The 24,046-nt window shown below is 37.5% G+C and carries 23 protein-coding genes; 17 read left to right on the forward strand and 6 right to left on the reverse strand.

The window, feature by feature from the left end; all coding sequences use genetic code 11:
• The first annotated feature begins 62 nt into the window (after positions 1-62).
• From BC6307_RS06075 to BC6307_RS06090, 4 genes are all read left to right on the forward strand, one after another.
• Positions 63-767: a response regulator transcription factor gene (locus BC6307_RS06075; RefSeq protein WP_066410740.1), complete on the forward strand. Its 705-nt coding sequence runs from the start codon at positions 63-65 to the stop codon at positions 765-767.
• A complete protein-coding gene (locus tag BC6307_RS06080; RefSeq protein ID WP_066410738.1) occupies positions 764-1,765 on the forward strand; it encodes a sensor histidine kinase in 1,002 nt (333 codons plus the stop codon). Before BC6307_RS06075 ends, BC6307_RS06080 begins: the two co-directional genes overlap by 4 nt.
• A gap of 84 nt (positions 1,766-1,849) precedes the next feature.
• Positions 1,850-2,614, forward strand: coding sequence for an ABC transporter ATP-binding protein (locus tag BC6307_RS06085; protein ID WP_066410737.1), 765 nt, complete (start codon positions 1,850-1,852; stop codon positions 2,612-2,614).
• Positions 2,589-4,478 carry an FtsX-like permease family protein gene (locus BC6307_RS06090; RefSeq protein WP_066410735.1) on the forward strand — a complete coding sequence of 630 codons (1,890 nt, stop codon included), beginning with the start codon at positions 2,589-2,591 and terminating at the stop codon, positions 4,476-4,478. Before BC6307_RS06085 ends, BC6307_RS06090 begins: the two co-directional genes overlap by 26 nt.
• Positions 4,479-4,545: 67 nt before the next feature.
• Here BC6307_RS06090 and BC6307_RS06095 read toward each other — a convergent pair whose 3' ends face one another.
• On the reverse strand, positions 4,546-5,067 hold the full coding sequence (locus BC6307_RS06095) for a DUF6199 family natural product biosynthesis protein (protein WP_066410734.1): 522 nt from the start codon (positions 5,065-5,067) through the stop codon (positions 4,546-4,548).
• A 107-nt stretch (positions 5,068-5,174) separates the two neighbouring features.
• The gene (locus BC6307_RS06100) at positions 5,175-5,546 is read right to left on the reverse strand and encodes a VOC family protein (RefSeq protein WP_066410732.1); all 372 of its coding nucleotides are present in this window, start codon (positions 5,544-5,546) and stop codon (positions 5,175-5,177) included.
• A 417-nt stretch (positions 5,547-5,963) separates the two neighbouring features.
• Here BC6307_RS06100 and nhaC point away from each other — a divergent pair, with 417 nt between their 5' ends.
• Together nhaC and BC6307_RS06110 are read left to right on the forward strand one after the other, a co-directional pair.
• Complete coding sequence (gene nhaC, locus BC6307_RS06105; RefSeq protein ID WP_066410731.1) at positions 5,964-7,382, forward strand: Na+/H+ antiporter NhaC; 1,419 nt, start codon at positions 5,964-5,966, stop codon at positions 7,380-7,382.
• Positions 7,382-8,248 carry an MBL fold metallo-hydrolase gene (locus BC6307_RS06110; protein ID WP_066410730.1) on the forward strand — a complete coding sequence of 289 codons (867 nt, stop codon included), beginning with the start codon at positions 7,382-7,384 and terminating at the stop codon, positions 8,246-8,248. Before nhaC ends, BC6307_RS06110 begins: the two co-directional genes overlap by 1 nt.
• Positions 8,249-8,375: 127 nt before the next feature.
• Here the strand turns inward: BC6307_RS06110 and ehuA are convergent, their stop codons facing one another.
• From ehuA to ehuB, 4 genes are all read right to left on the reverse strand, one after another.
• The gene (gene ehuA / locus BC6307_RS06115; RefSeq protein WP_084380059.1) at positions 8,376-9,173 is read right to left on the reverse strand and encodes an ectoine/hydroxyectoine ABC transporter ATP-binding protein EhuA; all 798 of its coding nucleotides are present in this window, start codon (positions 9,171-9,173) and stop codon (positions 8,376-8,378) included.
• Between the two features lie 18 nt (positions 9,174-9,191).
• Positions 9,192-9,860 carry an ectoine/hydroxyectoine ABC transporter permease subunit EhuD gene (gene ehuD, locus BC6307_RS06120; RefSeq protein WP_066410727.1) on the reverse strand — a complete coding sequence of 223 codons (669 nt, stop codon included), beginning with the start codon at positions 9,858-9,860 and terminating at the stop codon, positions 9,192-9,194.
• A complete protein-coding gene (ehuC, locus tag BC6307_RS06125) occupies positions 9,860-10,516 on the reverse strand; it encodes an ectoine/hydroxyectoine ABC transporter permease subunit EhuC (protein WP_066410864.1) in 657 nt (218 codons plus the stop codon). Before ehuC ends, ehuD begins: the two co-directional genes overlap by 1 nt.
• A gap of 115 nt (positions 10,517-10,631) precedes the next feature.
• A complete protein-coding gene (gene ehuB, locus BC6307_RS06130) occupies positions 10,632-11,498 on the reverse strand; it encodes an ectoine/hydroxyectoine ABC transporter substrate-binding protein EhuB (RefSeq protein WP_066410726.1) in 867 nt (288 codons plus the stop codon).
• Between the two features lie 725 nt (positions 11,499-12,223).
• Between ehuB and BC6307_RS06135 the strand changes: the two genes are divergently transcribed.
• From BC6307_RS06135 to BC6307_RS06185, 11 genes are all read left to right on the forward strand, one after another.
• Positions 12,224-13,774, forward strand: a complete 1,551-nt coding sequence (locus tag BC6307_RS06135) for a glycine betaine uptake BCCT transporter (RefSeq protein WP_066410724.1) — start codon at positions 12,224-12,226, stop codon at positions 13,772-13,774.
• A gap of 202 nt (positions 13,775-13,976) precedes the next feature.
• Complete coding sequence (locus BC6307_RS06140) at positions 13,977-14,600, forward strand: TetR/AcrR family transcriptional regulator (RefSeq protein WP_066410722.1); 624 nt, start codon at positions 13,977-13,979, stop codon at positions 14,598-14,600.
• Between the two features lie 12 nt (positions 14,601-14,612).
• The gene (locus BC6307_RS06145) at positions 14,613-16,109 is read left to right on the forward strand and encodes an o-succinylbenzoate--CoA ligase (protein ID WP_066410720.1); all 1,497 of its coding nucleotides are present in this window, start codon (positions 14,613-14,615) and stop codon (positions 16,107-16,109) included.
• Position 16,110: 1 nt separating this feature from the next.
• Positions 16,111-16,527, forward strand: coding sequence for a MaoC family dehydratase (locus tag BC6307_RS06150; protein WP_066410719.1), 417 nt, complete (start codon positions 16,111-16,113; stop codon positions 16,525-16,527).
• Between the two features lie 2 nt (positions 16,528-16,529).
• Positions 16,530-17,531, forward strand: a complete 1,002-nt coding sequence (locus BC6307_RS06155; RefSeq protein WP_084380071.1) for a 3-oxoacyl-ACP synthase — start codon at positions 16,530-16,532, stop codon at positions 17,529-17,531.
• Between the two features lie 40 nt (positions 17,532-17,571).
• A complete protein-coding gene (locus BC6307_RS06160; RefSeq protein ID WP_066410862.1) occupies positions 17,572-19,374 on the forward strand; it encodes a 6-bladed beta-propeller in 1,803 nt (600 codons plus the stop codon).
• Between the two features lie 28 nt (positions 19,375-19,402).
• A complete protein-coding gene (locus tag BC6307_RS06165) occupies positions 19,403-20,617 on the forward strand; it encodes a substrate-binding domain-containing protein (RefSeq protein WP_066410716.1) in 1,215 nt (404 codons plus the stop codon).
• Positions 20,618-20,711: 94 nt separating this feature from the next.
• Complete coding sequence (locus tag BC6307_RS06170) at positions 20,712-21,479, forward strand: ABC transporter ATP-binding protein (RefSeq protein ID WP_066410714.1); 768 nt, start codon at positions 20,712-20,714, stop codon at positions 21,477-21,479.
• On the forward strand, positions 21,463-22,161 hold the full coding sequence (locus BC6307_RS06175) for an ABC transporter ATP-binding protein (protein WP_066410712.1): 699 nt from the start codon (positions 21,463-21,465) through the stop codon (positions 22,159-22,161). Before BC6307_RS06170 ends, BC6307_RS06175 begins: the two co-directional genes overlap by 17 nt.
• A gap of 20 nt (positions 22,162-22,181) precedes the next feature.
• A complete protein-coding gene (locus BC6307_RS06180) occupies positions 22,182-23,048 on the forward strand; it encodes a branched-chain amino acid ABC transporter permease (RefSeq protein ID WP_066410710.1) in 867 nt (288 codons plus the stop codon).
• A 55-nt stretch (positions 23,049-23,103) separates the two neighbouring features.
• Positions 23,104-24,045, forward strand: a complete 942-nt coding sequence (locus tag BC6307_RS06185) for a branched-chain amino acid ABC transporter permease (RefSeq protein WP_066410859.1) — start codon at positions 23,104-23,106, stop codon at positions 24,043-24,045.
• Position 24,046 lies beyond the last annotated feature (1 nt).

Here is a 24,046-nt window from a genome sequence, read left to right on the forward strand (position 1 = left end):
TTTGCTCAAAGAAGAATCTTCCATTAAACTGGCACTATATAAAGAAGATGAGGAGTACAAAGATGGAGAAGATTTTAATTGTAGAAGACGATATAAAAATTGCAGATTATTTAAAGTCATATATTGAGAAATACGGCTATGAGGTAACGATTGCCACTGATTTTGAAAAAATAATGGATACCTTTCGTAGTGTTCAACCAAAGCTCCTATTATTAGATATTAATCTCCCAAGCTATGACGGATATTATTGGTGTAGGCAAGTCCGAAAAGAGTCGATTTGTCCTGTTATATTTATTTCTGCTCGAACTGGGGAGATGGATCAAGTAATGGCGTTAGAAAATGGAGGGGATGATTTTATAACAAAACCATTTCACCCGGACATTGTGATGGCGAAAATTCGGAGTCAACTCCGTCGTGCATATGGAGAGTATGCTACTAAATTTGAAGAAAGAATGCTCATTCAAGATGGGCTAACTTTATACCCAGAACGACTGGAACTTCATTTCAATAGTAACATGACACAACTTACGAAAAAAGAAACGGACATACTCGAGAACTTACTAGATCGTTATCCAAGAGTTGCAGGGCGTCAAGACTTGTTAGAGAAACTTTGGGATGATCAAGCATATGTCGATGAGAACACACTTAATGTGAACATTACGAGAGTTCGTAAAAAGTTACAGGAAGTTGGAATAGAAAATGCAGTAGAAACGGTTAGAGGAGCGGGCTATCGTCTTCGCATTACTTGGAAAGAGGAAGACGAATGAGGCTTTTTTTTCGTGAACATATGTTATTTATTCTCATTTACTTTAGTCAATGCGTAGTGATAGCAACTCTATTTTGGTTAGATGGCTACAGAGGTACAGGCGTCATCCTGTATGCTGTTTTTCTTTCGCTCGTCCTATTAACCTTCTTTCTACTATACCGGTACTTAAGTAGAAAGAATTTTTACAAGAGGCTAGAAACTCCTTTAAATACATTAGACGAGTCGTTTGAAACGACAGAGCGGACACCAATTTCTGAAGCACTCGACTCCTTACTCATTTCGCAATATCGTTTATATAAAGACGAACTTCAAAAAGCGGAAGATAGACAGGACGAGCATTTGTTATTCATGGACCGTTGGGTTCATCAAATGAAAACCCCACTTTCTGTTGTGGAACTAACCGCACAGGGCTTAGATGAGCCAGAGTCCTCAAACATACGGGAAGAAACAGAACGAATGAGAAACGGACTAAATACAGTTTTATACATGGCTCGTCTTCGTACAATCCAAGAAGATTTTCTCATTAAACCTGTTACGCTTACGAAGCTAATACATGAAGTGAATCAGGAGAACAAACGGTTATACATTCGTAACGAAGTGTTCCCTAAATTACAAGAAGAAAAACAAGCTATTAACGTTGAGACGGATGAAAAATGGCTTTTCTTCTTATTAACACAATTGATACATAATGCCGTGAAATATTCTGCAGGAAAATCAAATAATATCATCCTTTCTGTTTATGAAAGGTCAGGAGAAGCAGTCTTAGAAGTTAAAGATTTTGGGATAGGAATTCCGGTTGTAGACCAAAAACGAGTATTTCAAAAATTTTATACAGGAGAAAACGGACGTAAATATCGAGAGTCGACAGGAATGGGGCTTTATTTAGTTAAAGAAGTCGCTCGGAAGCTAGATCATCGTATCGAATTGGAATCAGAGCCTAACGTTGGAACTACCGTTCGAATTATCTTTTCTGAAACACAAAACATTACATCGATGTAAGAAAAGTGAAAGCATAATCGATAGTTAACATGTAAGGTATTCGGCTATACTTTTCCTAGAAACGTTTGGAGAGGAGATAAGATTATGCTTAAAGTAACAAATGTAAGTAAAGTATATGACGGGAAAGTAGCTTACCGTGCCCTTACAGATATTAATTTAGAAATAGAAAAAGGTGAGTTCGTTGCGATTATGGGTCCTTCGGGCAGTGGAAAAACAACACTATTAAACATCATTTCGACGAATGATGAACCAACTAGTGGATCTGTTGAAATTGAAGGTGAAAATCCTCATAAACTGAAGAAAAACGCACTTGCAAAGTTTCGACGAAATGAACTAGGGTTTATCTTTCAAGATTTTAATCTGTTACACACGTTAACAGTGGAGGAAAATATTGTTCTACCATTAACTTTAGAGGGTACAAAAGTAAAAGAGATGAAGGCCAAGGCAGCAGCGATTGCAGATACACTTGGGATTTCTTCACTTATGAATAAGCGCACGTACGAAATATCAGGTGGTCAGGCACAACGTGTTGCGATTGCAAGAGCGATGATTCATAAGCCTAAGCTGCTACTAGCCGATGAACCGACAGGAAACCTTGATTCGAAAGCATCCAAAGATGTAATGAAAATGCTCGTATCTATTAATGAAAAAGAAAAAACTAGTCTTTTAATGGTAACGCACGACCCACTAGCAGCTAGCTATTCGGACCGAGTAGTATTTATTCGAGACGGAAAACTTCATTCCGAAATTTACCGTGGAGATAATAGACAAGCATTTTTCCAAAAAATAATTGACATGCTTTCACTGATGGGAGGGGATGGAAATGACCTTTCGTCAATTCGCGTTTAATAATGTGTTACGCAATAAGCGACTGTATATTGCGTATTTCCTAAGTAGTATGTTTACAGTAATGGTCTTTTTCACGTTTGCCATCTTTTCGTTTCACCCTACATTTTCAGAAGGAGCTATAAATGAAAATGCACTATTTGGAATGACGGTTGCTGGTGGAATTATTTATGTATTTTCATTCTTTTTTATTCTTTACTCGATGAGTTCTTTTTTGCAATCGAGGAAAAAAGAGTTTGGTTTGTTAATCATGCTTGGAGCATCTGACAAGCAAATTCGATTAATGGTATTTTTAGAAAACATATTAATAGGTTTTGCAGCAACTATCGGTGGAATTGGGATGGGTTTGCTATTTGCGAAGGCGATTCTACTAATTGCCGAGAATGTTTTAATTATTGAAGAATCCCTTCACTTTTATATCCCAACACTCGCGATAGTAGTGACATTTATTAGCTTTTTCATTTTATTCTTCTTTATATCCATTTTTGTTTCGTTTATATTACGTACGAAAAAATTGGTAGACCTTCTAAAAGGAGATAAACAATCCAAGGGAGAACCGAAAGCTTCTATTCTTCTGTCTATTTTGGCAGCACTACTACTTATTGGAGGGTACAGTACAGCACTTTACGTTGAAGGTATAGCAGTTATGTTTGCAATGGTTCCTGTTATTATTGTCGTTACGCTTGGAACGTATCTATTTTTCACACAATTAAGTGTGTTTGTTATACGTTTATTAAAACGAAATAAATCTGTATTTTGGCGAAAAACAAATATGCTATTATTCTCAGACCTTTCCTTTCGAATGAAGGATAATGCTAGAACATTTTTTATGGTGGCGATTATTTCTACCGTAGCTTTTAGTGCAATTGGAACATTATATGGCTTTCAATCTTATTTAACGAAAGGAATAAAAGATGTTAATCCATACACGTTCTCCTATAGTCCGTTCGGAGGAGCAAATAATGAAGAGGTCGAACGTGATATTGAGGTCATGAACCGTATTATTAAAGAAGAAAAGATAGAAACAAAAATGGAAACTCTTCTTTTACAAAAATTCCAAGTGGGAGAAATGGAAGTGTTGGTGGCGAAAGCTTCTGACTATAATCGTTTTGCCGCATTAATCAATCGGGAGAAGCTTCATCCAAAGGAAAATGAGGCGTTTGTTGTTGAACAGAGCGATGCCATTGTAATGGATGGGCCAAAAGCGAGTGAGCGGTTATTGGGAACGAATATTTCACTAATTAATGGACAAGAAATTAGTCCTAGCCGCGTAGTCGAATCTGCGGTGTTAACAGAAATTAACGGTTATTATGTCGTGCATGATAACGTTTATGACCAGCTTGGAACACCGGTTTATACGGATTGGAGTGCAGTTTGGGTTGCGCAAAATGCAAATACGGATCAACTAATTGAAACAGGAAGAAAGTTAGAAGAGGAATTACAGTATAAAGCTTTTTCCGTAGATTATACGTTGTTTGATATTAACAAAGCTTTTGGACCAATTTTATTTATCGGCTTGTTTATCGGAATTGTCTTTTTCGTTTCTGCAGGCAGTTTCTTATATTTCCGCCTGTTTTCTGATTTTGATGAAGAAAAGCGCAAATTCCGTGCTATTTCTAAAATTGGGCTAACCGAATCAGAGCTGAAAAAAGTAGTAAACCGCCAAATTGCGCTATTATTTTTCTCGCCGATTGTCGTTGCCCTAATACATGGAGCAGTCGCACTTACAGCGCTATCTAACCTTTTTAATTACAATTTAACAGTAGAAGCCTCCCTAGTACTAGGTAGCTTCGCCATCATTCAAATAGCCTACTTCCTAATAGTTAGATACTTCTATATAAAACAAATCAAAAACGCCTTAAGGTGAAACGCGTGGACAGAGGGACAGGTCCCTCATCCACACATTTTTTTCCAAACTATACTTATTTCACTTCTTAAGAAAACAACATTACTACTCCAACAATTCCGATGATAATTCCAAAAAAGATGTTCATCGTAATTGCAATCGAACTTGGTTCTGCGTCTTTTAGCTTCCAACCTATCTCTAGGTACCATGCAGCTTTTGGAGCAAAGGTTAAAAACGCACCCACTCCAATTACGAATAGGCCCATCAGAACATTACCGGACCTTGACTCAATTTTTTCCAGTCGAGGTGTACCATATGTAGTTTCATAATGCTGAACAGCTTCTTCCATCCTACTCATTTCCGTGACAGTAGCATCGTCGTTCCCAACAAATCTACCGGAACAAGTAGTAACGTCTCCCGCACCATGGCACTCATAAATATAGGTAGTTCCATCCGTTGTAACAGTATAACTATATCCATTTTCATAGGCAGTGGCGTTTACTGTATACTCTTGCCCTCCTATTTTGACCACGTGGATATTATCTTCAGCCGCCACAACGCTTGGTAGTAAGAGCAGAAGTAAGAATAAAAACAGTTTATTAATTTTCATGACGATTATCCCCCTACAGGATAATACGGATACAAGTTGTGAATGTTTCAATGAGATGGAAGATGTGCTCTGAATCATTTTCCTGTAGGTTGTATTTTCCCACACATTTATCGATGTTGGTCAACTAGAATTTGATTCCCGTCTGGGTCTTCAATAGTAAAGTATGCTGGCCCTTCACTGGATTCATCCGCTTCACGCTGTATCGATATCCCATTTTCCTTAAGGTGCTTTTGAAGTTCCCGAATGTCGGTAAAAGAATCAATATTTTGGGCGTTTTGATCCCAACCAGGGTTAAAAGTAAGGATATTCTTATCAAACATACCTTGGAATAGCCCGATAACACAGTTTTCATTCTTTAAAATAAGCCAATTTTGACTAATATCCCCACCTAGCGTTTGAAACCCTAATTTTTCGTAAAATAGTTTTGATGCGTTAATATCTTTCACGTTTAAACTGACCGAAAATGCTCCTAATTTCATCATACTACCACCTTTTCCGTGGACGCGGGGACATCCCTTGTCCAAACATTTTTTTCAACTGAGAGAGGGAGTGCAATCCTTCCAGCACTGTTATTGAAAGGAGTATGTACCACACTTAAAAGTAAACTATACACTTACTACAATAAGGTTAGTAAATACAATAAAACACTAGTCACCCCTTTATAAGAATTTTCTGTTATTAATTCCTATACAGATTATACCATTGTGTTAGGTAGGTGTGGTTATAAATTTGTCTGAGTGGACGAGGGAGCTCTGACCACACTGTTGACAGATTAGTAGAAATTGTTTAATATCTCAATATCATTAACGTTACATAAAAGCATAAAAGCATAAAAGCGTAAAAGCTTTAAAGTGTTAAAGTATTTTACTTTTAGAATAGGTATTGGGGGGATAATAATGAAAAAAAATGTAACCTTCGGGAAATCACTAATTCCTTTATTAGGTTTAATCGCTGCAGCAGCCTGTTCTATTTTTATTTGGAAGGCAGGGATGAACTTTCCATTAATTGTTGGGGTGATATTAGCTTCCATCATCGCTATTAGCTGTGGATGGAGTTGGAATAATGTACAACAAATGATGGTCAATGGAGTATCAAGAGCTTTACCAGCAGTATTAATTTTATTAGCAATCGGAATGATTATTGGAACTTGGATAGCGAGTGGGGTTATTCCAACGATGATTTATTATGGGATGATGATAATTGATCCGTCTTGGTTTGTTCCACTCGTCGCTCTCGTAACGGGTATCGTTGCGATTACGTTAGGAACTTCCTTTACATCGATTGCAACGGTTGGGCTTGCATTCATGGCAATTGGAGAAGGATTAGGATTTTCACCGGCACTAGTAGCAGGTGCTGTTATTTCAGGAGCTTATTTCGGAGATAAGCTGTCCCCATTATCAGACACTACGAATGTTGCGGCAGCTATGGTTGATACGGATTTATTTAGTCATATTAAACATATGCTTTGGGATACGATTCCTGCGTTTTTGTTATCTCTATTATTATTTTGGTTGTTTGGTAGTTTTGAAGTAGCAGGTTCACAAATGGATTCAAGTACTGTTGAAGCCATGATGCAAGGATTAGGCGCAGCGTTTGTTATTCATCCGTTGCTGTTATTACTTCCGGTTTTAACGATTCTACTAATGTTAAAACGCGTACCAGCATTACCTGCCTTAATGGGTGTTAGTTTATTAGGAGCTGTGTTAGCAGTTGTTGTACAGGGTACTTCCGTAAGTTCTATCGTTCAATTTATGACGAGTGGCTTTTCTATTGAAACGGGAGTTGGTGCAGTAGATTCATTGTTAAATCGTGGTGGACTTACTTCGATGCTCGGAACGGTTGGCATTTTGATCATTGCAACGGCACTTGGTGGTATTTTAGAAGAAACTGGTTCGTTTGAAGTATTAACGAAAAGAATGATGGAAAAAGTGAAAACTACTGGAACGCTTATTGGTTCTACTCTATTAACAACGTTGGCTGTCGGACTAGCGAGCGGCGCACAGTTTTTAGCCATTATATTACCTGCAAGAACGTTTGTTCAAAAATATAAAGATATGAAAATCGATACGAAAAATTTATCAAGAGCGGTTGAGTCAATGGGGACGGTTGGAATCAATCTTATACCATGGAGTGTACCGGCTGTCTTTGCTTCTAGTATTTTTGGTATCAGTGCATGGGAGTTTATACCGTACGCATTCTTTATCTATCTTGTACCATTAATCAATCTCCTTTTCGGTTTCACGGGTTGGACGATAACACGAAAAGATTACAGCCATGAAATAAAATCGACACCTGCAAAAGAGGAGGCTTTATAGTGAGTGAAGTTATTTTAAGTGTAACGGGTACTGCTCAAGATGGCGGACTACCTCATCCAAATTGTTTTTGTGAAAATTGTAAAAGAGCAATAGCAGACCATAAATGGAAGAGAACCGCATCATCATTGGCTATTGTTCTACCAGAGGAACAGAAATGGCATTTAATTGAGGCAACACCAGATTTAAGGGAACAAATGGCACGATTGCAAATGAAATATGGAATGGAATCGAAGTTGATGAGTAGTATTTTTCTAACACATGCTCATATCGGTCATTACCCAGGATTAATGTTTTTAGGAAAAGAAGCAATAAATGCTAACAAGTTACCAGTCATGGCAGGAGCAAAAATGAAAAAATTGCTTGAAACGGATGCACCATGGAGCCAATTAACTGCCCTTGAAAACATCGTTGTCGAAGAAATTAATGATAAAGAAGCAGTTAATTTATCAAAGGACGTAACCGTTACACCAGTTCTCGTTCCACATCGCAATGAGTTTTCGGAAACTTTTTCCTATTGGATTCAAGGTCCGAATAAAAAAGTATTATTTATTCCAGATATCGATCGATGGGATGAATGGGATATGGATATTTCTGAAGCGGTGAAAGAGGCGGATATTTGTTTTCTCGATGGAACGTTTCACTCCCAGTACGATTTAGCAAAAATTAACCGCGACTTTGGGCAAATTCCTCACCCACCAATGACGGAAACGATGGATCGACTACAAGATTTAGTAGAGTCAACACAAGTTTATTTTATCCATCTGAACCATTCAAACCCTGTATTACGCGCAGATGGGGAATTACGAAAAGAAGTGGAAGCAAAAGGTTTTTATATCGCAGACGAAGAAATCGAATTCAAAATATAAAGTGTGGACGTGGGAAATCCCTCGTCCACACTTTTGGTTCCCAGGAAAAGCCCCTCTAACCTTGTCCTTTCGTCATTACATCGGAAGGGAAAGGGGCTTATCTCTAGTCCACATTCATCTGTTTACATTAACCAGTTTGTACAGCACCGGTATCACTCATAAACCTACCTAAAAATGTTTGTAGCCTCTCAGATTTAGGGTTTCCTAATACCTCTTGTGGTGCACCTTCTTCTTCTATTTGACCATCGTGTAAAAAAACAATACGGTCTGCAACGTCTCTGGCAAAGTCCATTTCATGGGTTACTAAGATCATTGCCATATCTGTTTCTTCTGCTAAATCTTTAATAACTTGTAGCACCTCTCCTACAAGTTCTGGGTCAAGAGCTGATGTTACTTCGTCAAACAGCATCACTTTTGGTCGCATCACTACAGCTCTAGCAATCGCTACTCGTTGTTGCTGACCACCAGATAGTTGAGCTGGATAGGCATTTAACTTATCTCCAAGACCAACTTTTTCTAACATATCTATCGCTCTTGCTTCCGCTTCTTCCTTTGATAATCCTTGGACACGAATAGGGGCTTCTGTTACATTTCTTAAAATCGTCATATGTGGAAATAAATTAAAATGCTGAAATACCATACCTATGTCGCTCCGCATTTTTCGCAAATGCTTTTCATCTGCTTCTATTAGCTTTCCGTCTACTTCCTTATGCCAAAGAGGCTCACCTTCCAATTCAATCACACCGGAAGTGGGCTGTTCTAACGTCATTAACATACGGATAATCGTTGTTTTTCCTGATCCACTTGGTCCTATCAACGCCACTTTTTCCCGATGCTTTATGGCTAAATCTAATTCTTTTAATACTTTTAAGTCACCAAAGCTTTTACTTACTTTACTATATCGAACGAGTGGTTGGTCACTCATATAATCACACCTTTCAATTTAGTTCGTTCTAACATGTACCTTTTTCATTTTCTTTTCTAATTTCTGTATCATGATAGAGGAGGAGTAACTTAATACTAAGAATAATAGACCAACAATGGTAAAAGGTTCTAAGTAACTGAAGGAAGCTGAACCTATATTTTTAGCTCTCGTTAAAAATTCTAAAACCCCAATAGCGCCCAATAACGGTGTTTCTTTAAATAACACTAGTAAGTAGTTTCCTAACATTGGAATAACTGGTGGTATGGATTGTGGTAATATAACGCGAAACCATGTTTGCGTTTTTGAGAAATTTAATGCTCTACTTGCCTCCCATTGACCTTTTGGGATTGATTCAATTCCGGATCGGTAAACTTCTGACACGTACGTACTGTAGTGAATGCCTAATGTTAAAATTCCAGCTACATATTTGTCCATTGTAATGCCTAATTGTGGTAATGCGAAATATACAAAAAATAATTGCACTAGCGGCGGAGTGGATCGCACGAACTCTATAAACCCGTATGTTACTAAAGCTAGAGGCTTAAATTTTGACCTTCTTCCAAATGTGAGTACTAATCCGAAAATCAATGCTACTGCATAGGCAGCGAACGTTATGCCAATTACTAGCCAAATAACATTAAATAATTCAGGAAAGATTTCTATCGCAAACTCCCAATCCCAACTCATTATTTAGCCACCCCTTTCGCTGCTCTGTTCTCTAATTTTCGTACTAAAATAATTAATGGTAATGCTATTAAGAAATAAATAACTAGTAAACTTATAAAAACATGGAATGTATAACTTAAATTAGTATTACGTATAATTAATCCTTGAAACGTTAAATCTGCTAATGTTATTAAGGAAACTAACGATGTCCCTTTTAATAGTTCGATAGATATGTTACCGAAACCAGGTAACATAATTCTAATAGCTTGAGGTAGAATAACACGTGTCATTCTGTGCCAACGACTCATATTTAAAGCGATGGCAGCTTCTGTTTGTCCTTTTGGTATTGCTTGAATAGCACCTCTTACTACTTCTGAAGCATAAGCACCGTAGTTTAATCCTAATGTGATAACACCGGCTAAAAATGGAGAAAGAGTAATACCGAAAGCGGGAAGTGCGTAAAATATCCAAAACATTTGGACAAGTAACGATGTTCCTCTAAATATTTCTACATAAAAGGTAGTTACGCCCCTTACCAACTTAAATCGTGATATCTTGCCTAGTCCGGCTATAAACGCAACACTATATGTCACTAACGCGGAGGCAATTAATATTTGTATTGTTGTATTTGCCCCTTTTAGTAACTGCGGCAAAATTTCTATGTAAGGCTGGATAATGATCACTCCTTTATTGTCATTTAACCGTAAAAGTAAAGGTGGGGTGGAAGGAAGAAAAAACAGGCACCCTGACGAAGAGCGCCTGTTGTTCTACTAATAAGCTCTAATACATTTATTAGCTTCCACAAAGTTCAGCTGCTGTCATGTCACCAGGTAGATCATCTTCTGTAAAACCAAACTCACTAATAATTTCTAGTAGTTCACCAGAATCTTTTAATTCTTGTAAAGCTTCATTGTACGCCTGAACAAATTCCTCATCCGCCAATCTAAATGCAGCTGCACCATATCCTCTTACACTTTCTCCATCAACAATAGGTTGCTCAAAGTCAGCTACACGTTCAACATTATCTGCATTTGCAGTTGCTAGCGCTGCTTCTAACGTAGGACTAGTCATCGTAATCGCGTCTACACGTCCAGATTGTAAAGCTGCAACGTTAGATGGAATATCTGACACAATTTCTATTTGGCTTTGACTAACCCCAGCCGCATCTAGATATGACAATTCAATAGCGCCTTCCATTACAGCAATTTTTACATCAGGATTTGCTGCGATGTCTTCGTAACTATGTAGATTATATGGATTTCCCGATTGAACTGCCAATGCTTCCCCAATACTATATTCTGGTTCACCGAACTGCACACGCTCACATCTATCTGGTGTTATATACATCCCAGCAGTTACTACGTCAAATCTTTCTGCCTGTAAACCGTTTATTAATGAACCAAATTCCGTTAAAACTCCATCCATTTCTTCTATTCCTAACTTTTGGAATACGGCGCGAGCAACTTCAACGGATTGACCTGTTAGTTCTCCATCAGCTGTTTGGTAGGCGTATGGATTTTCCCCCGCGAAGCCTATTGTTATTTTTCCTTCTTCCTTCGCACGTTCTAACGTGCTTAAATCTCCGCTTGATGTACTAGAACAAGCGGCTAGTACGATTGTAAATATTGTAATAGTAAATATCGTAATAAATTTCTTCAAGTAATGCTCCCCCCGAAAAGTTAGTACTCTATGATTGGCCAATCATGAAAGTCAGTAAGACATATACATATAAATCTTACATTTATTAGAATAAATGAATCAAACTCTGTATTCTTGCATTTTTCAGATAATTCCATCGTTTGTTCTCTTGTGGAAGATTTATCCTACACGTCCTTAAACATATTCCAACATCCTCTTTCATTCTCGTAAATACTCAAGGGGGAGAAAAAACACATACATGAAACTACAATTAACATTTCTAAACGAAAATAAGGTGTATTCATTGGTTGGATTTCCAAAAAATGTGTGGACGAGGGACCTGTCCCTCTGCCCCAAATTCCGAGCATCTGAGAGTTATATTAAGAATTTGTCTTGTATAATCTTTCTAAAAAGGGATTGATAGGTTTGAAGCGTAAATAAGCGTTTTTTTCGTGTGTGATTGGTTTTGCAAATTTTGTTATAGTTATAGTATTCCTCAAAATATCCTGTACAATATTCCAGAATGAATACCTCTGCTGTATTTTATCTATCTAATTTTCCTAAATCTAAACAGATGGACAATGGTATTTTTCGAGATTTAGTATGTAGTATGAACGCAATTTTTTAGGGTTAAGTTTGGTATTACTTCAAAAAAATATACTTTAGTCGTGTGAATTTTATTTTTTATGTTTCCAATCGAAGTAAAACCCTCTGCGAATTATCAAAGATGGGAGTTAAAATTTAATATGAAAAATGCATCAACTGTTTTTTATACATCAGTAGTAATATTGGCTATTTTTGTTTTTATGGGGATCGTCATGCCCTCAACGTTAGAACAAGCAACAAATAGTGCGCAAGGAGTAATAACGGACTCATTTGGGTGGTATTACCTTGTCCTAGTGACTTCGTTTGTTTTTGTGTGTTTTTATTTATTAGTAAGTCCAGTTGGCCGAATTAAGCTTGGGAAAGAGGACGACAAGCCTGAGTTTTCACGTCCAACTTGGCTTGCGATGTTATTTAGTGCAGGGATCGGGATTGGCCTAATTTTTTATGGTACATATGAACCAATTAGCCATTACATGATTAGTTCTCCAACAGGTCAAGAAGGTACAGATCAAGGAATCAAAGATGCGATGAGATTTACTTTCTTCCACTATGGAATTCATGCATGGGCAATTTACGGTTCAGTAGCGATGGCACTAGCTTATTTTACTTTTAGAAAAGGGGAACTAAGCTTAATCAGTCGTACGTTACGACCTTTAATTGGCAAACATGCGGATGGCTCGGTCGGGAAAGCCATTGATGTTATTGCAGTCGTCTCAACCGTAATGGGAGTAGCTGCTTCATTAGGATTCGGTGCAATGCAAATTAATGGAGGATTATCCTATTTATTTGGTGTACCAAGCTCAATGACAAGCCAAACGCTTATTATTCTCGTTGTCACTATCTTGTTTATGATTTCTGCCATGACGGGTTTAAGTAAAGGAATAAAAATATTAAGTAATATAAATATGAGGCTTACAGCTGTCCTTTTCTTAGCTGTTTTTATTTTTGGACCGACACTTTTTACACTGAACTTATTTACTGATACATTGGGTGCGTATATGCAAAATTTCATTAATATGAGTTTCCGTATAGCACCGCTAAACGAAGAAGCAAGAAGCTGGATCAATGGCTGGACAATCTTCTATTGGGCTTGGTGGATTGCATGGGCACCATTTGTCGGAGTGTTTATTGCCAGAGTTTCGAAAGGTCGTACGATACGAGAATTTGTGATAGGTGTACTACTCGTTCCTACCGTTATCGGTTTCCTTTGGTTTACAACATTCGGAAGTGCAGCCATTGTTACGGAAATGTCAGGGCTACTTTCTATTTCTTCATTAGCACCGGAAGAATCTCTTTTCGGCGTGTTAGAAGGGTTTCCATTGAGCATGGCATTATCCCTGTTATCGATTTTAATCATTGTTACGTTCTTTGTAACATCAGCTGACTCTGGTACATTCGTTTTAGGGATGATGACAACGAATGGATCGTTAAATCCAAGTAGAATTATAAAAGCTACTTGGGGAATCTTCCTGTCGATTACTGCAATAGCCCTCCTTTATTCTGGAGGTTTACAAGCTCTTCAAAATACGATGATTCTGGCAGCTCTACCATTTTCCATCATAATATTGTTAATGGTAGTCAGCTTACTCAAGTCTTTAAATAAAGAAGCAAAAGAACTTGGAATTGGTCAAATTATTAACATAGAGAAACCAGTTAAGAAAAGTAAAAAGAATGTTAAAAAAGCTGGGTAAACGAGTAATTTTATAGGCAACGTCTCAACTTCGGTTGGGGCGTTGTTTTGTTATATATAGCGGATTATAAACGAATTGGAGACGGCAAATTTAAGGATTTTCCAATAAATGTGTGGACGAGGGACCTGTCCCTCCGTCCCACAAAAAATGTCTTGACATGGTAGAATTGCCTGAATATAATGAAAACTGAGAGGTGATTCACATGTCAGAAATAAATACAAAAAAAGATAACGCAGCAAATGACAACCTAAATTTATCGAAGAAAGGAGCGGAAACAAGACGGAAAATATTAGATGCTGCTGAAAAGGTTTTCGGCAGGAAGGGCTATTTTGAAGCATCTATTGTGAATATTACACAAGAGGCAGAGGTTGGTCAGGGGACATTTTATAATTATTTTCAATCGAAAAAGGATGTTTATGATCAGCTTATTCAACACTATAACCGTAATTTAAGAAAAGCTATTAAAGAAAAAATGACTTCTGCTACAACACATGAAGAAGCGCAAAGAAATGGTTTTAAGGCGTTTTTTAATTGGGTTAAGGATCACCCTGAATTGTATAGCATTGTGCAGCAAGCTATTGTTGTAGATCAGGAACTTTACCGTTGGTACTACGCAAAATTAGCAGACGGTTTTCTAAAAAGTTTAACGGTTGGCGTTCAAGATGGGGAATTTAAAGATATTCATCTTGAAACAATTGCTTATTGTTTAATGTCAATTGGTCAGTTTCTAGGAATGCGTTGGGTATTTTGGGAAGGTCAAAATGTACCAGATGAAGTGTTTGATTCCGCAATGACACTAATTTTTGATGGAATTAAAAAAAGTTAAGGAGGGGATGGCATGAAAGGGATTGCTTACTGGATTAGCAAGCGGGCCCACATTAATCCAGATCGAATCGCAGTCATTACAGACCAAGAACAACTTACATACGAAAAACTTGAAAAACTCATCATCAATACTGCATCATTTTTGGTCAATGAATTGAAGGTGAAAAAGGGAGATAGAGTGGCAATACTTTCACAAAATCGTCTTGAGTATATCGTACTTTTATTTGCCATAGCGAGACTTCAATGTGTTGCCGTACCACTAAATATACGTTTAAGTGTTACAGAACTTCTTTACCAAATAACAGATAGTGGCACTACTGTTTTAGTTGTGGATAAGGATTACTATGAATTGGGGCATTCAATTGAAAAGGAAATAGGATTACAACTTGTAAATATAAATAGATTTCGAGATTACGAGAATTTCTCAGATTCTACTATTACTCCCGAAATCGATGACGAGGCCCCATTTATTATATGTTATACGTCCGGCACTACAGGAAAACCAAAAGGAGCGATTTTGACTCAAAGCAACATGCATTGGAATGCGCTCAATAATATATTGGCCATTGATTTATCGTCTCATGACCGTTCCATCGTGTTGCTGCCACTTTTCCATATTGGTGGACTTGGGTTGTTTGCATTCCCAACACTTTTTACAGGTGGAGCTATAATTATTCCAGGGAAATTTGAGCCTACTAAAGTCATTACGATGATAGAAACGTTTGAAGCTACCGTTGTAATGGGAGTCCCTACGATCCACCAAGCATTACTCGACTGTCCATCCTTTCAAAAAGAAAAAATGAAATCAGTGCGCTGGTTTTATAGTGGTGGGGCACCTTGTCCAGTGGAGCTTATCGAAGAATATTATGATAAAGGCTTCTTGTTTGGTCAAGGGTTTGGCCTTACAGAAACATCTCCAACCGTTTTTATGCTTAGTCGCGAAGATGCACCACGAAAAAAAGGTTCGATAGGGAAACCAGTTGTCTTTTCTGATTACAGGCTTATTGATGCACAGGGGAATGATGTTAAACAAGGTGACGTTGGAAATTTAATAGTACGTGGACCAAATGTAATGAAAGGTTATTGGAACAGGCCAGAAGCAACAAGTGAAGCAATCATAAATGGGTGGTTTCATACAGGGGATTTGGCTCGAGTTGATGAAGAAGGCTTCGTCTACATTGTAGGTAGAAAAAAGGAAATGATTATTTCAGGCGGCGAGAATGTGTATCCGCTTGAAGTAGAGCAGGTTATAAAACAACTTCCTGAAATTAAAGAAGTCGCTGTAGTGGGAAGTATCGACCCAAAGTGGGGAGAAATTCCAATTGCTTTTATAGCTAAAAAAGAAGGCGCTTTCATTACGGAGGAACAAATCCAACAACATTGTTTAACGAATCTAGCTAAATATAAAGTTCCGAAACAAATCATATTTTTGGAGGAACTGCCGAAAAATGCAACGGGAAAAATTCAAAAGAACCGTTTAACTATAAAGGAAAAGCAGGTGAAACAATAGAATGGCAAGATTTACAATAGGTCAAACAGCTTCCTGTAGCAAAACCTTCACGGAACAAGATATTACGCTCTTTGCAGATCTAAGTGGTGATTATAACCCGGTTCATATTGACAAAGAGTATGCAAAAAAAACAAGATTTAAGGCGCCTATCGCCCACGGATTGTTAACCTCTAGTTTATTGTCTCAATTATTAGGATATCGACTTCCAGGAATAGGGTCTGTTTATGTGGAGCAAACGATTCGTTTTACGGCACCAGTCTTTGCGGGAGATACAATCACAGCTACTGGTACAGTTCAAGAATTTATAGAAGAAAAAAATATCGTTAAGCTTTTAACGGAATGCCATAACCAAGATGGAAAATTAGTGTTAACTGGAACGGCAGCGATGATGGTACCGAAGGAAGGAGAAACAATATGACAGTGAAGGTCGGAATAGAAGAAACGAGTGTATTTTTTCCACAACAAATCGAAACGGCGGCCGATTTAGCTGTGAAGTCGGGGATACCAAAACACGTAATTATTGAAAAGTTTGGCTTGTTCGAAAAGCATGTTGCTGATCACACAATGCATGCATCTGACTTGGCCATTGCTGCTGCTAAACCGATAGTCGAAAAGGTTGATCCTTTATCAATCGATGTTGTCATTTATTTTGGAAGTCCACATAAAGACTATTACGTTTGGTCGTCGGCCCCAAAAATTAGTCATGAATTAGGAACAAAAAATGCCTACGCTTTTGAGTTGATGAATGTAAGCTCTTGCTTTCCAATTGCTCTAAAAGTAGCGAAGGATATGATTAGATCAGATGCTACCATTAATAACATTTTGCTCGTTGGTGGCTGTAAAGAATCACAAATTATTGATTATGAAAATCCTCGTTCAAGATTTATGTTTAATTTCGCTGATGGAGGTACAGCAGCCTTAGTGAAACGAAATGCGACGAAAAGTGAGATTTTAGACAGTGCAATTATAACGGATGGATCTTTTCATAATGATGTAAGAGTTCCAGCCGGAGGGTCCGCCTATTATCCAAGTTTTGAGACAGTCGAAAACCGAATGCATTACATTGATGTAACAGATCCAGCAAGTATGAAAGAAAGACTAGACCCCGTATCCATTCCAAACTTTCACCAAGTTATTCGCCAATCAGTTGAAAAAAGCGGGCTGACAATAGAAGACATTCAACTACTGCTTCCACTCCATACGAAACGTTCCATGTTTAAACAATTAATGAATGGCATCAACCTTAAAGAAGAACAGGCGGTGTATTTAGATCATCACGGACATATGTCGGCACTCGATCCATGTATCGGCCTTCATTTCGCTTCACAACAAGGTAAATTGAAAAAAGGTGATATTGCAGTTGCTGTAAGCGCCGGCACAGGCTATACATGGGCAGCTACTACTATAAGATGGGCAGGGTGATGTCGTGAAGAAAATCCCTTTATGTTTACTAGTGCTCATGATGATAATTGGTTATAAATCAATAACTGTAGAAGCCAATACTCCTGAATATACAGATTCATGGGGAAATGAAGTAGAGGACTCTAATCTGTTTCGTACACCAGTTACTCTTGCAAAAGATAATCATGGTTATATTTATATGACTGATATGGGTAACCATAGGATTGTAAAAATAGATCCCTCAGGACATATAGTAGGAACTTACGGACAGCTGGGCGATGGACCAGGTGAATTTAATATGCCTTTCGGTGTAGTGATTGATAACGAAGGGAATGTATTAGTCGCGGACACTGGAAATTATCGTATTCAAAAATTTAATCCTCAGTTTGAATATATTACTAGCTGGGGAAGTGAAGGTTTAGGTGACTACCAGTTTGGTTTTCCGCGGGAGATTGCTATTGATAGCAATAATAACTATTATATCACGGATGAGTACAACCACCGGATTCAAAAGTATAACTCAGATGGAGTGTATCTTCTTACAATTGGAGAATATGGAAAAGAAGATGGCCAGTTAGCGTTGCCTCAAGGTATTGCGATAAGTAATAATGATGAGATTTACGTGGCAGATACGTATAATAATAGAATTCAAATTTATAGTTCAACGGGTGAATTTTTGCGTAAAATTGGAGATCTCAATCCTGGAACTGGGCAATATGAGTTTTATCATCCTAGAGGTATTAATTTTGACAAAGAAACTGGATCGTTTTATGTGGCAGATACCTACAATAACCGAATCATGAAATATAGCCAGAATGACTATTTTCTATATAGTTTCGGGAATTACACTTCTTTTATTGCTCCAAATCAAGTATTGCCGGATGGAAATGGGAACCTATATATAACAGATACCGGAAATAATAGGCTAGTAGTATATCAGGAATATATTTTATCTGCAGGCTTTAAATATTCTGTAGGAAGTGCCCGTTCAGATAATAAACAATATGCAGGTCCATTTGATATTCAAAGTGATTCATATGGGAATCTCTTCGTCTCTGATTCATTTAATCACCGTATCTTAAAATACAATTCGAACGGCGAACTTATTAGCCGGTGGGGAAGCATGTATGGAATGGGTGGTCCCTATGGCTACGGACATTACTATGGTCAATTTTTCGCTCCAAGACAAATCGCTGTGGATAAGTATAACTATGTTTATATAGCCGATTCAGCAAATCATCGAATTCAAAAATTCACTAATTCAGGGATTTTTGTCGCTGCCTATGGCTCATATGGAACACTAAGTGGATATTTTCAATTTCCATCTGGGGTAGCAGTAGATAGCAAAGGTAATATATTTGTGGCTGACTCTGAAAACAATCGTATTCAAAAGTTTAATTCATTCTTTGTATTTCAGAAAAGTTGGGGATCAAAAGGTACAGGAGATGGGGAATTTTTTCAACCAATGCAGTTAGCTATTGATTCAAAAGATAACATATATGTTGTGGACCGAATTAATAATCGTGTACAGAAGTTTGATAATAATGGAAACTTTTTAGGGAAATGGGGAACTAACAACGGAAGTGGTGATTTAGATCCATTAGAGAATTGGGGAAAAGAGCCAGGAGACCTTTTCTTGCCGACAGGAATTGCTGTTGATCAGGATAATCTTGTGTATGTTACCGACACGTCAAACAATAGGATGAATGTTTATGATGAATATGGTAATTTCCTATACGAGTTTGGTAGTTTCAGTGGGGAAGATGGTGACTTCTTTTCGCCACAAGGAGTATCTATTACGAGCCAAGGAGACATTGCAATAGCAGATGGTTTATTGCATCGGATTCAATTTTTCAGAAAATAAATGATCCAAATCATAAGGAGGAAAAGCTGTGCTTAAAAAAAATAAATTTTTTAAGTTTGTATCTATTGTAAGCGTTATCACTGTATTAGTCTTTGTTGCTGCGTGTTCGAATCAAGGGGCTAGTTCTAGTGATGATGATACGATTAAAATTGGTGTTTTAGCTTCGTTAACAGGTCCGTTAGAGGCGTATGGAAAACAAACGATTCAAGGATTTGAACTTGGCCTAGACTATGCTACCGATGGAACGAGAGAGGTTGCGGGTAAAAAGATTGTCTTTATTCAAGAAGATACAGAAACAAAAACAGATGTAGCGGTTAAAAAGGCTACCAAACTATTAGAGGAAGATAACGTTGATTTTCTAGTCGGCTCATCTAGCTCCGGAGACACATTAGCGGTCCTCCCGCTAGCAGAAGAATATAAAAAAATAATGGTTGTCGAGCCAGCCGCAGCAGACAGTATAACTGGAGAACACTTTAACCCTTATATTTTTAGAACAGGAAGAAACTCCTCACAAGATGCAGTTGCGGGTGCTGCCGCTATTGCAAGTGAAGGTGTGAGAATTGCAACATTAGCTCAAGACAACACATACGGCCGTGATGGAATTGCTGCTTTTATAGAGGCTGCAGAAGCATTAGGTGCTGAAATTGTTACTGAAGTATATGCGAATCCCGATTCAACTGATTTTACACCAAACATTCAACAAGTAATAAGTGAGGACCCAGAATATTTATTTATCGTTTGGTCAGGTTCCAATGCACCATGGAAACAGCTGAAAGATATGAAGGTGGAAGAACAGGGTGTTAAAATTTCGACAGCTGTTCAAGATATTGCATCTTTGAAAACGATGGATGCGCTAGTAGGAATGGAAGGTTATTCCATCTATTATTACACGCTGCCAGATAACGAAGTAAATGATTGGTTAGTAGAAGAACATAAGAAACGTTTTAATGGGGAAGTACCAGACCTATTTACAGCTGGCGGGATGAGTGCAGCTATATCGATTGTAGAAGCGTTGAAGAAAACGGAAGGTAATGTTGATGCAGATAAGCTAATTGAAACGATGGAAGGAATGGAGTTTGACACGCCAAAAGGAACAATGAAATTCCGTGCAGACGACCATCAAGCATTACAAAGCTTATATGCTATTGTGTTGGAAAATCAAGATGGCGTCGATCATCCAATACCTGTTCTAATCCGTGAGTTAGATATGTTTGAAACGGAACCACCAATTCGTAATAAATAGAAATGTTTTAAGGGCTGTCATAATCTTGACCGGGACGTCTAGTATAACACAGCCCTTTCTCTTATCATTCTCCAATTAGAAAGGAGTGACCAACTTGGAACACATATTAGAAACGAAACAGCTTTCCGTATCTTTTGGAGAACATCACGTTATCCAAAAGGTAAATTTCAATGTTCCAAAAGGTAAATTTATATCTATTATCGGACCAAATGGGGCTGGCAAAACGACTCTATTTAACTTGTTAAGTGGTCAAATACCACCAACTGAAGGTGAAATACATTTTAAAAATAACAATATAACGAAACTATCTATAGCGGAACGGACAAGGTTGGGGATGGGAAGGTCCTTTCAACAGACGAATATTTTTCCAGAATTAACGGTTTTAGAAAATGTGAGAATGGCTGTACAATCAACCGCTAAAGATCTTTATAGTTTATTTCCAATGCCAGCTAAACTTAGAGCTCAGCAAGAGGAAGCGAAGAAACTTCTGGAAACGGTTTTTTTACAAGATAAAAGTGAATTTTTAGCGGCAAATCTAGCGCATGGTGAGAAACGAAAGCTAGAAATAGCGATGCTTTTAGCACTGAAGCCTGAGCTTTTATTACTAGATGAACCGACAGCGGGGATTTCAGTAGAAGAAGTTCCAGCGATCTTAAAGGTAATTGAAAATATTAAAAGCGATGACAAAAATACAATCGTCCTAATTGAACATAAAATGGAGATGGTTTTACATCTGTCGGATTATTTAGTCGTATTGTTTAACGGAGAATTGCTTGCAGAAGGTGAACCTGAAAAAATTATGGATGATGAGCGGGTTCAAAGCGCCTATTTAGGAGGATTTTTCCATGCTGACAGTAAATAATTTAGAAACGTATATTAATCAATTTCATATTTTACAAGGCGTTTCCTTTGATGTAAAACAAGGAGCAATTACCGTTTTATTTGGTCGGAATGGTGTAGGAAAAACAACAACACTTCGCTCTATTATGGGATATAACGAAAAAACGAGTGGTTCTATTACTTTTAATAACGAAGAATTAATTGGTCTACCTACCCACATCATTGCACAAAAAGGTATTGGCTATGTGCCAGAAGATCAAGCTATATTTAGTAGTTTAACAGTGGAAGAAACGTTTCTTTTAGCACAAACAAATAATAAAAAGTATGGTGCAGAAAAAGCGGAGTGGATGTTTGAACTTTTTCCAGACTTAAATAGATTACGACAGAAAAAAACGAGTTTGTTAAGCGGTGGTCAGAAACAAATGCTTGCCATTTCAAGAGCTTATATTAATAGTAATGATTTGTTATTAATCGATGAGCCTAGTAAAGGGTTGTCTCCGATTATGGTTGAAAAATTAATGGAGGCTTTACTCCTTATTAAAGAAAAAACGACGATTCTCTTAGTAGAACAGAATTTCTTTATGGCAAGTCATATCGGCGATTATTTTCATATTATGGATGACGGAAAAATAGTTCATGGCGGAAGGATGGAAGATTTGCGTGAAAATCCAGATATCACGAAAAAGTACTTAGGAATTTCCTAAAGTAATGGAGGTGAGCAGTCATGAATGCTATTATCAATTTGTTTGTTAACGGTTTATCTACAGGAGTTTTAATTTTTTTGTTAGCGTCAGGACTTACATTAATTTTTGGTTTGATGAGTGTGTTAAATTTTGCCCATGGTAGCTTTTTCGTATGGGGTGCTTTTGTTGGTTTATGGTTATATGATTTAACGAATCATTTTTTCGTTGCATTAATAGGAGCAGTACTAGTTGGGATGTTGATAGGTTGGCTTGTAGAAAGAATACTAATTCAGCCTGTCTACGGAAACCATATTAGACAATTACTAGTAACACTGGGTGGTATGCTAGTTTTAATAGAATGTATTCGAATCTTTTGGGGATCGAACCCCCTCCGTGCCAATATGCCCGACTGGTTAGAAGGGAGCTTTCAGTTTGGCGGCGTAATATTAATTAAATATCGCTTATTTATACTAGTAGTAGGGTTTTTGATTTACTTACTCCTATGGATAATATTAAAGAAAACAACGATTGGGATTATGATACGCGCTGGAGTGGATAATAGAGAAGCTGTTCAAGCGTTAGGGATAAATATTAAGACCGTTTTTTCCTTTGTCTTCCTATTTGGTGCAGGGATGGCGGCTTTAGGAGGGTTTTTATTAGCCCCATATTCCGGGATTATCTTTGCTGATATGGGCATGCAATATGCGATTCTCGCCTTTATTGTTGTTATTATCGGCGGGCTAGGAAGTATACCTGGTGCTGCAATTGCATCTATTATAGTAGGTTTGGCGGGAGCATTTACAGCTTTTTATATACCCGATTTATCTCTATCTATCAATATGCTATTGTTAATCTTTATTTTATTGCTCAAGCCCACAGGAATTTTAGGCGAAAAGGGGAGAGCATAAGATGACATTATTAAATTCAAAAAATAATAAAATGTACCTTTATATTGGTTTGTTACTGATTGTTGGATTATGTTTATTCCCGTTTATCAATGATTCTAGAAGTATGTTAATTTTGTATACCCAAATCTTTATTTTTGCCATTTTTGCCATGAGCTTTGATATTTTATTAGGATATACAGGAATAGTCTCTTTTGGACATTGTATGTTTTTTGGAATTGGAGCTTACAGTGCAGCAGTCACTTTAAATACAAATGAAAATTCAATGGGGTTTTTTTTACTTGGTATTTTAATAGGTGCGGTATTAGCCGTCATCGTTAGCTACATAGTAGGGATGCTCTCTTTACGACTTCAAAGTCATTTTTATGCGATGCTAACGCTTGGGTTTGCAGAACTATTTCATGTAATAGCTGAAAAATGGAGATCGTTAACAAGAGGTGGAGAAGGATTTACATTTAGGGTTCCTGAGTTTCTGAGTGACCGGTTAACTTTTTACTATGTTGCCTTAATAAGCCTTGTTCTCATTTACATTTTGCTTCGTTTATTTACAACTTCCTCCGTAGGAAAAGTATTGCGGGCAATTTCACAAAACGAGCAAAGAGTGGAGGCTTTAGGGTTTAAAGTTCTTCATTATAAACTAATTTCAAGCATAGTAGCTGGAGTAGTAGCAGCGTACAGCGGAGCTTTATATGTCATAACATTACGTTTCGTTGATCCTTCTGTATTTTCCATTGAAATCACCTTAGATGCCCTTTTAATGACAATGATTGGTGGAGTTGGTACGTTAATTGGACCAATACTTGGAAGTGCATCCGTAGAATTTTTCCAACACTATTTATCACAACTAGGTAAAACAATCCCAATCTTTGAAAGATGGACATTGTTCTTAGGACTACTCTACATCATCGTCATCCTAGGCTTCCCGAAAGGAATCGTAGGAACCATCAAATCTCGCACCCAACGCAAAATCACACCTAAAAATAAAGACTTACCAATGTAAT

This window comes from Sutcliffiella cohnii, assembly GCF_002250055.1.
GTDB classification, from domain to species: Bacteria; Bacillota; Bacilli; order Bacillales; family Bacillaceae_I; genus Sutcliffiella; species Sutcliffiella cohnii.

Excerpts from the sequence above, each read along its gene's own strand:
- BC6307_RS06075 (WP_066410740.1), top strand. The coding sequence starts at position 63 with ATGGAGAAGATTTTAATTGTAGAAGACGATATAAAAATTGCAGATTAT.
- BC6307_RS06080 (WP_066410738.1), top strand. The coding sequence starts at position 764 with ATGAGGCTTTTTTTTCGTGAACATATGTTATTTATTCTCATTTACTTT.
- BC6307_RS06085 (WP_066410737.1), top strand. The coding sequence starts at position 1,850 with ATGCTTAAAGTAACAAATGTAAGTAAAGTATATGACGGGAAAGTAGCT.
- BC6307_RS06090 (WP_066410735.1), top strand. The coding sequence starts at position 2,589 with ATGACCTTTCGTCAATTCGCGTTTAATAATGTGTTACGCAATAAGCGA.
- BC6307_RS06095 (WP_066410734.1), bottom strand. The coding sequence starts at position 5,067 with ATGAAAATTAATAAACTGTTTTTATTCTTACTTCTGCTCTTACTACCA.
- BC6307_RS06100 (WP_066410732.1), bottom strand. The coding sequence starts at position 5,546 with ATGAAATTAGGAGCATTTTCGGTCAGTTTAAACGTGAAAGATATTAAC.
- nhaC (WP_066410731.1), top strand. The coding sequence starts at position 5,964 with ATGAAAAAAAATGTAACCTTCGGGAAATCACTAATTCCTTTATTAGGT.
- ehuA (WP_084380059.1), bottom strand. The coding sequence starts at position 9,173 with ATGAGTGACCAACCACTCGTTCGATATAGTAAAGTAAGTAAAAGCTTT.
- ehuD (WP_066410727.1), bottom strand. The coding sequence starts at position 9,860 with ATGAGTTGGGATTGGGAGTTTGCGATAGAAATCTTTCCTGAATTATTT.
- BC6307_RS06135 (WP_066410724.1), top strand. The coding sequence starts at position 12,224 with ATGAAAAATGCATCAACTGTTTTTTATACATCAGTAGTAATATTGGCT.
- BC6307_RS06140 (WP_066410722.1), top strand. The coding sequence starts at position 13,977 with ATGTCAGAAATAAATACAAAAAAAGATAACGCAGCAAATGACAACCTA.
- BC6307_RS06145 (WP_066410720.1), top strand. The coding sequence starts at position 14,613 with ATGAAAGGGATTGCTTACTGGATTAGCAAGCGGGCCCACATTAATCCA.
- BC6307_RS06150 (WP_066410719.1), top strand. The coding sequence starts at position 16,111 with ATGGCAAGATTTACAATAGGTCAAACAGCTTCCTGTAGCAAAACCTTC.
- BC6307_RS06160 (WP_066410862.1), top strand. The coding sequence starts at position 17,572 with ATGATAATTGGTTATAAATCAATAACTGTAGAAGCCAATACTCCTGAA.
- BC6307_RS06175 (WP_066410712.1), top strand. The coding sequence starts at position 21,463 with ATGCTGACAGTAAATAATTTAGAAACGTATATTAATCAATTTCATATT.
- BC6307_RS06180 (WP_066410710.1), top strand. The coding sequence starts at position 22,182 with ATGAATGCTATTATCAATTTGTTTGTTAACGGTTTATCTACAGGAGTT.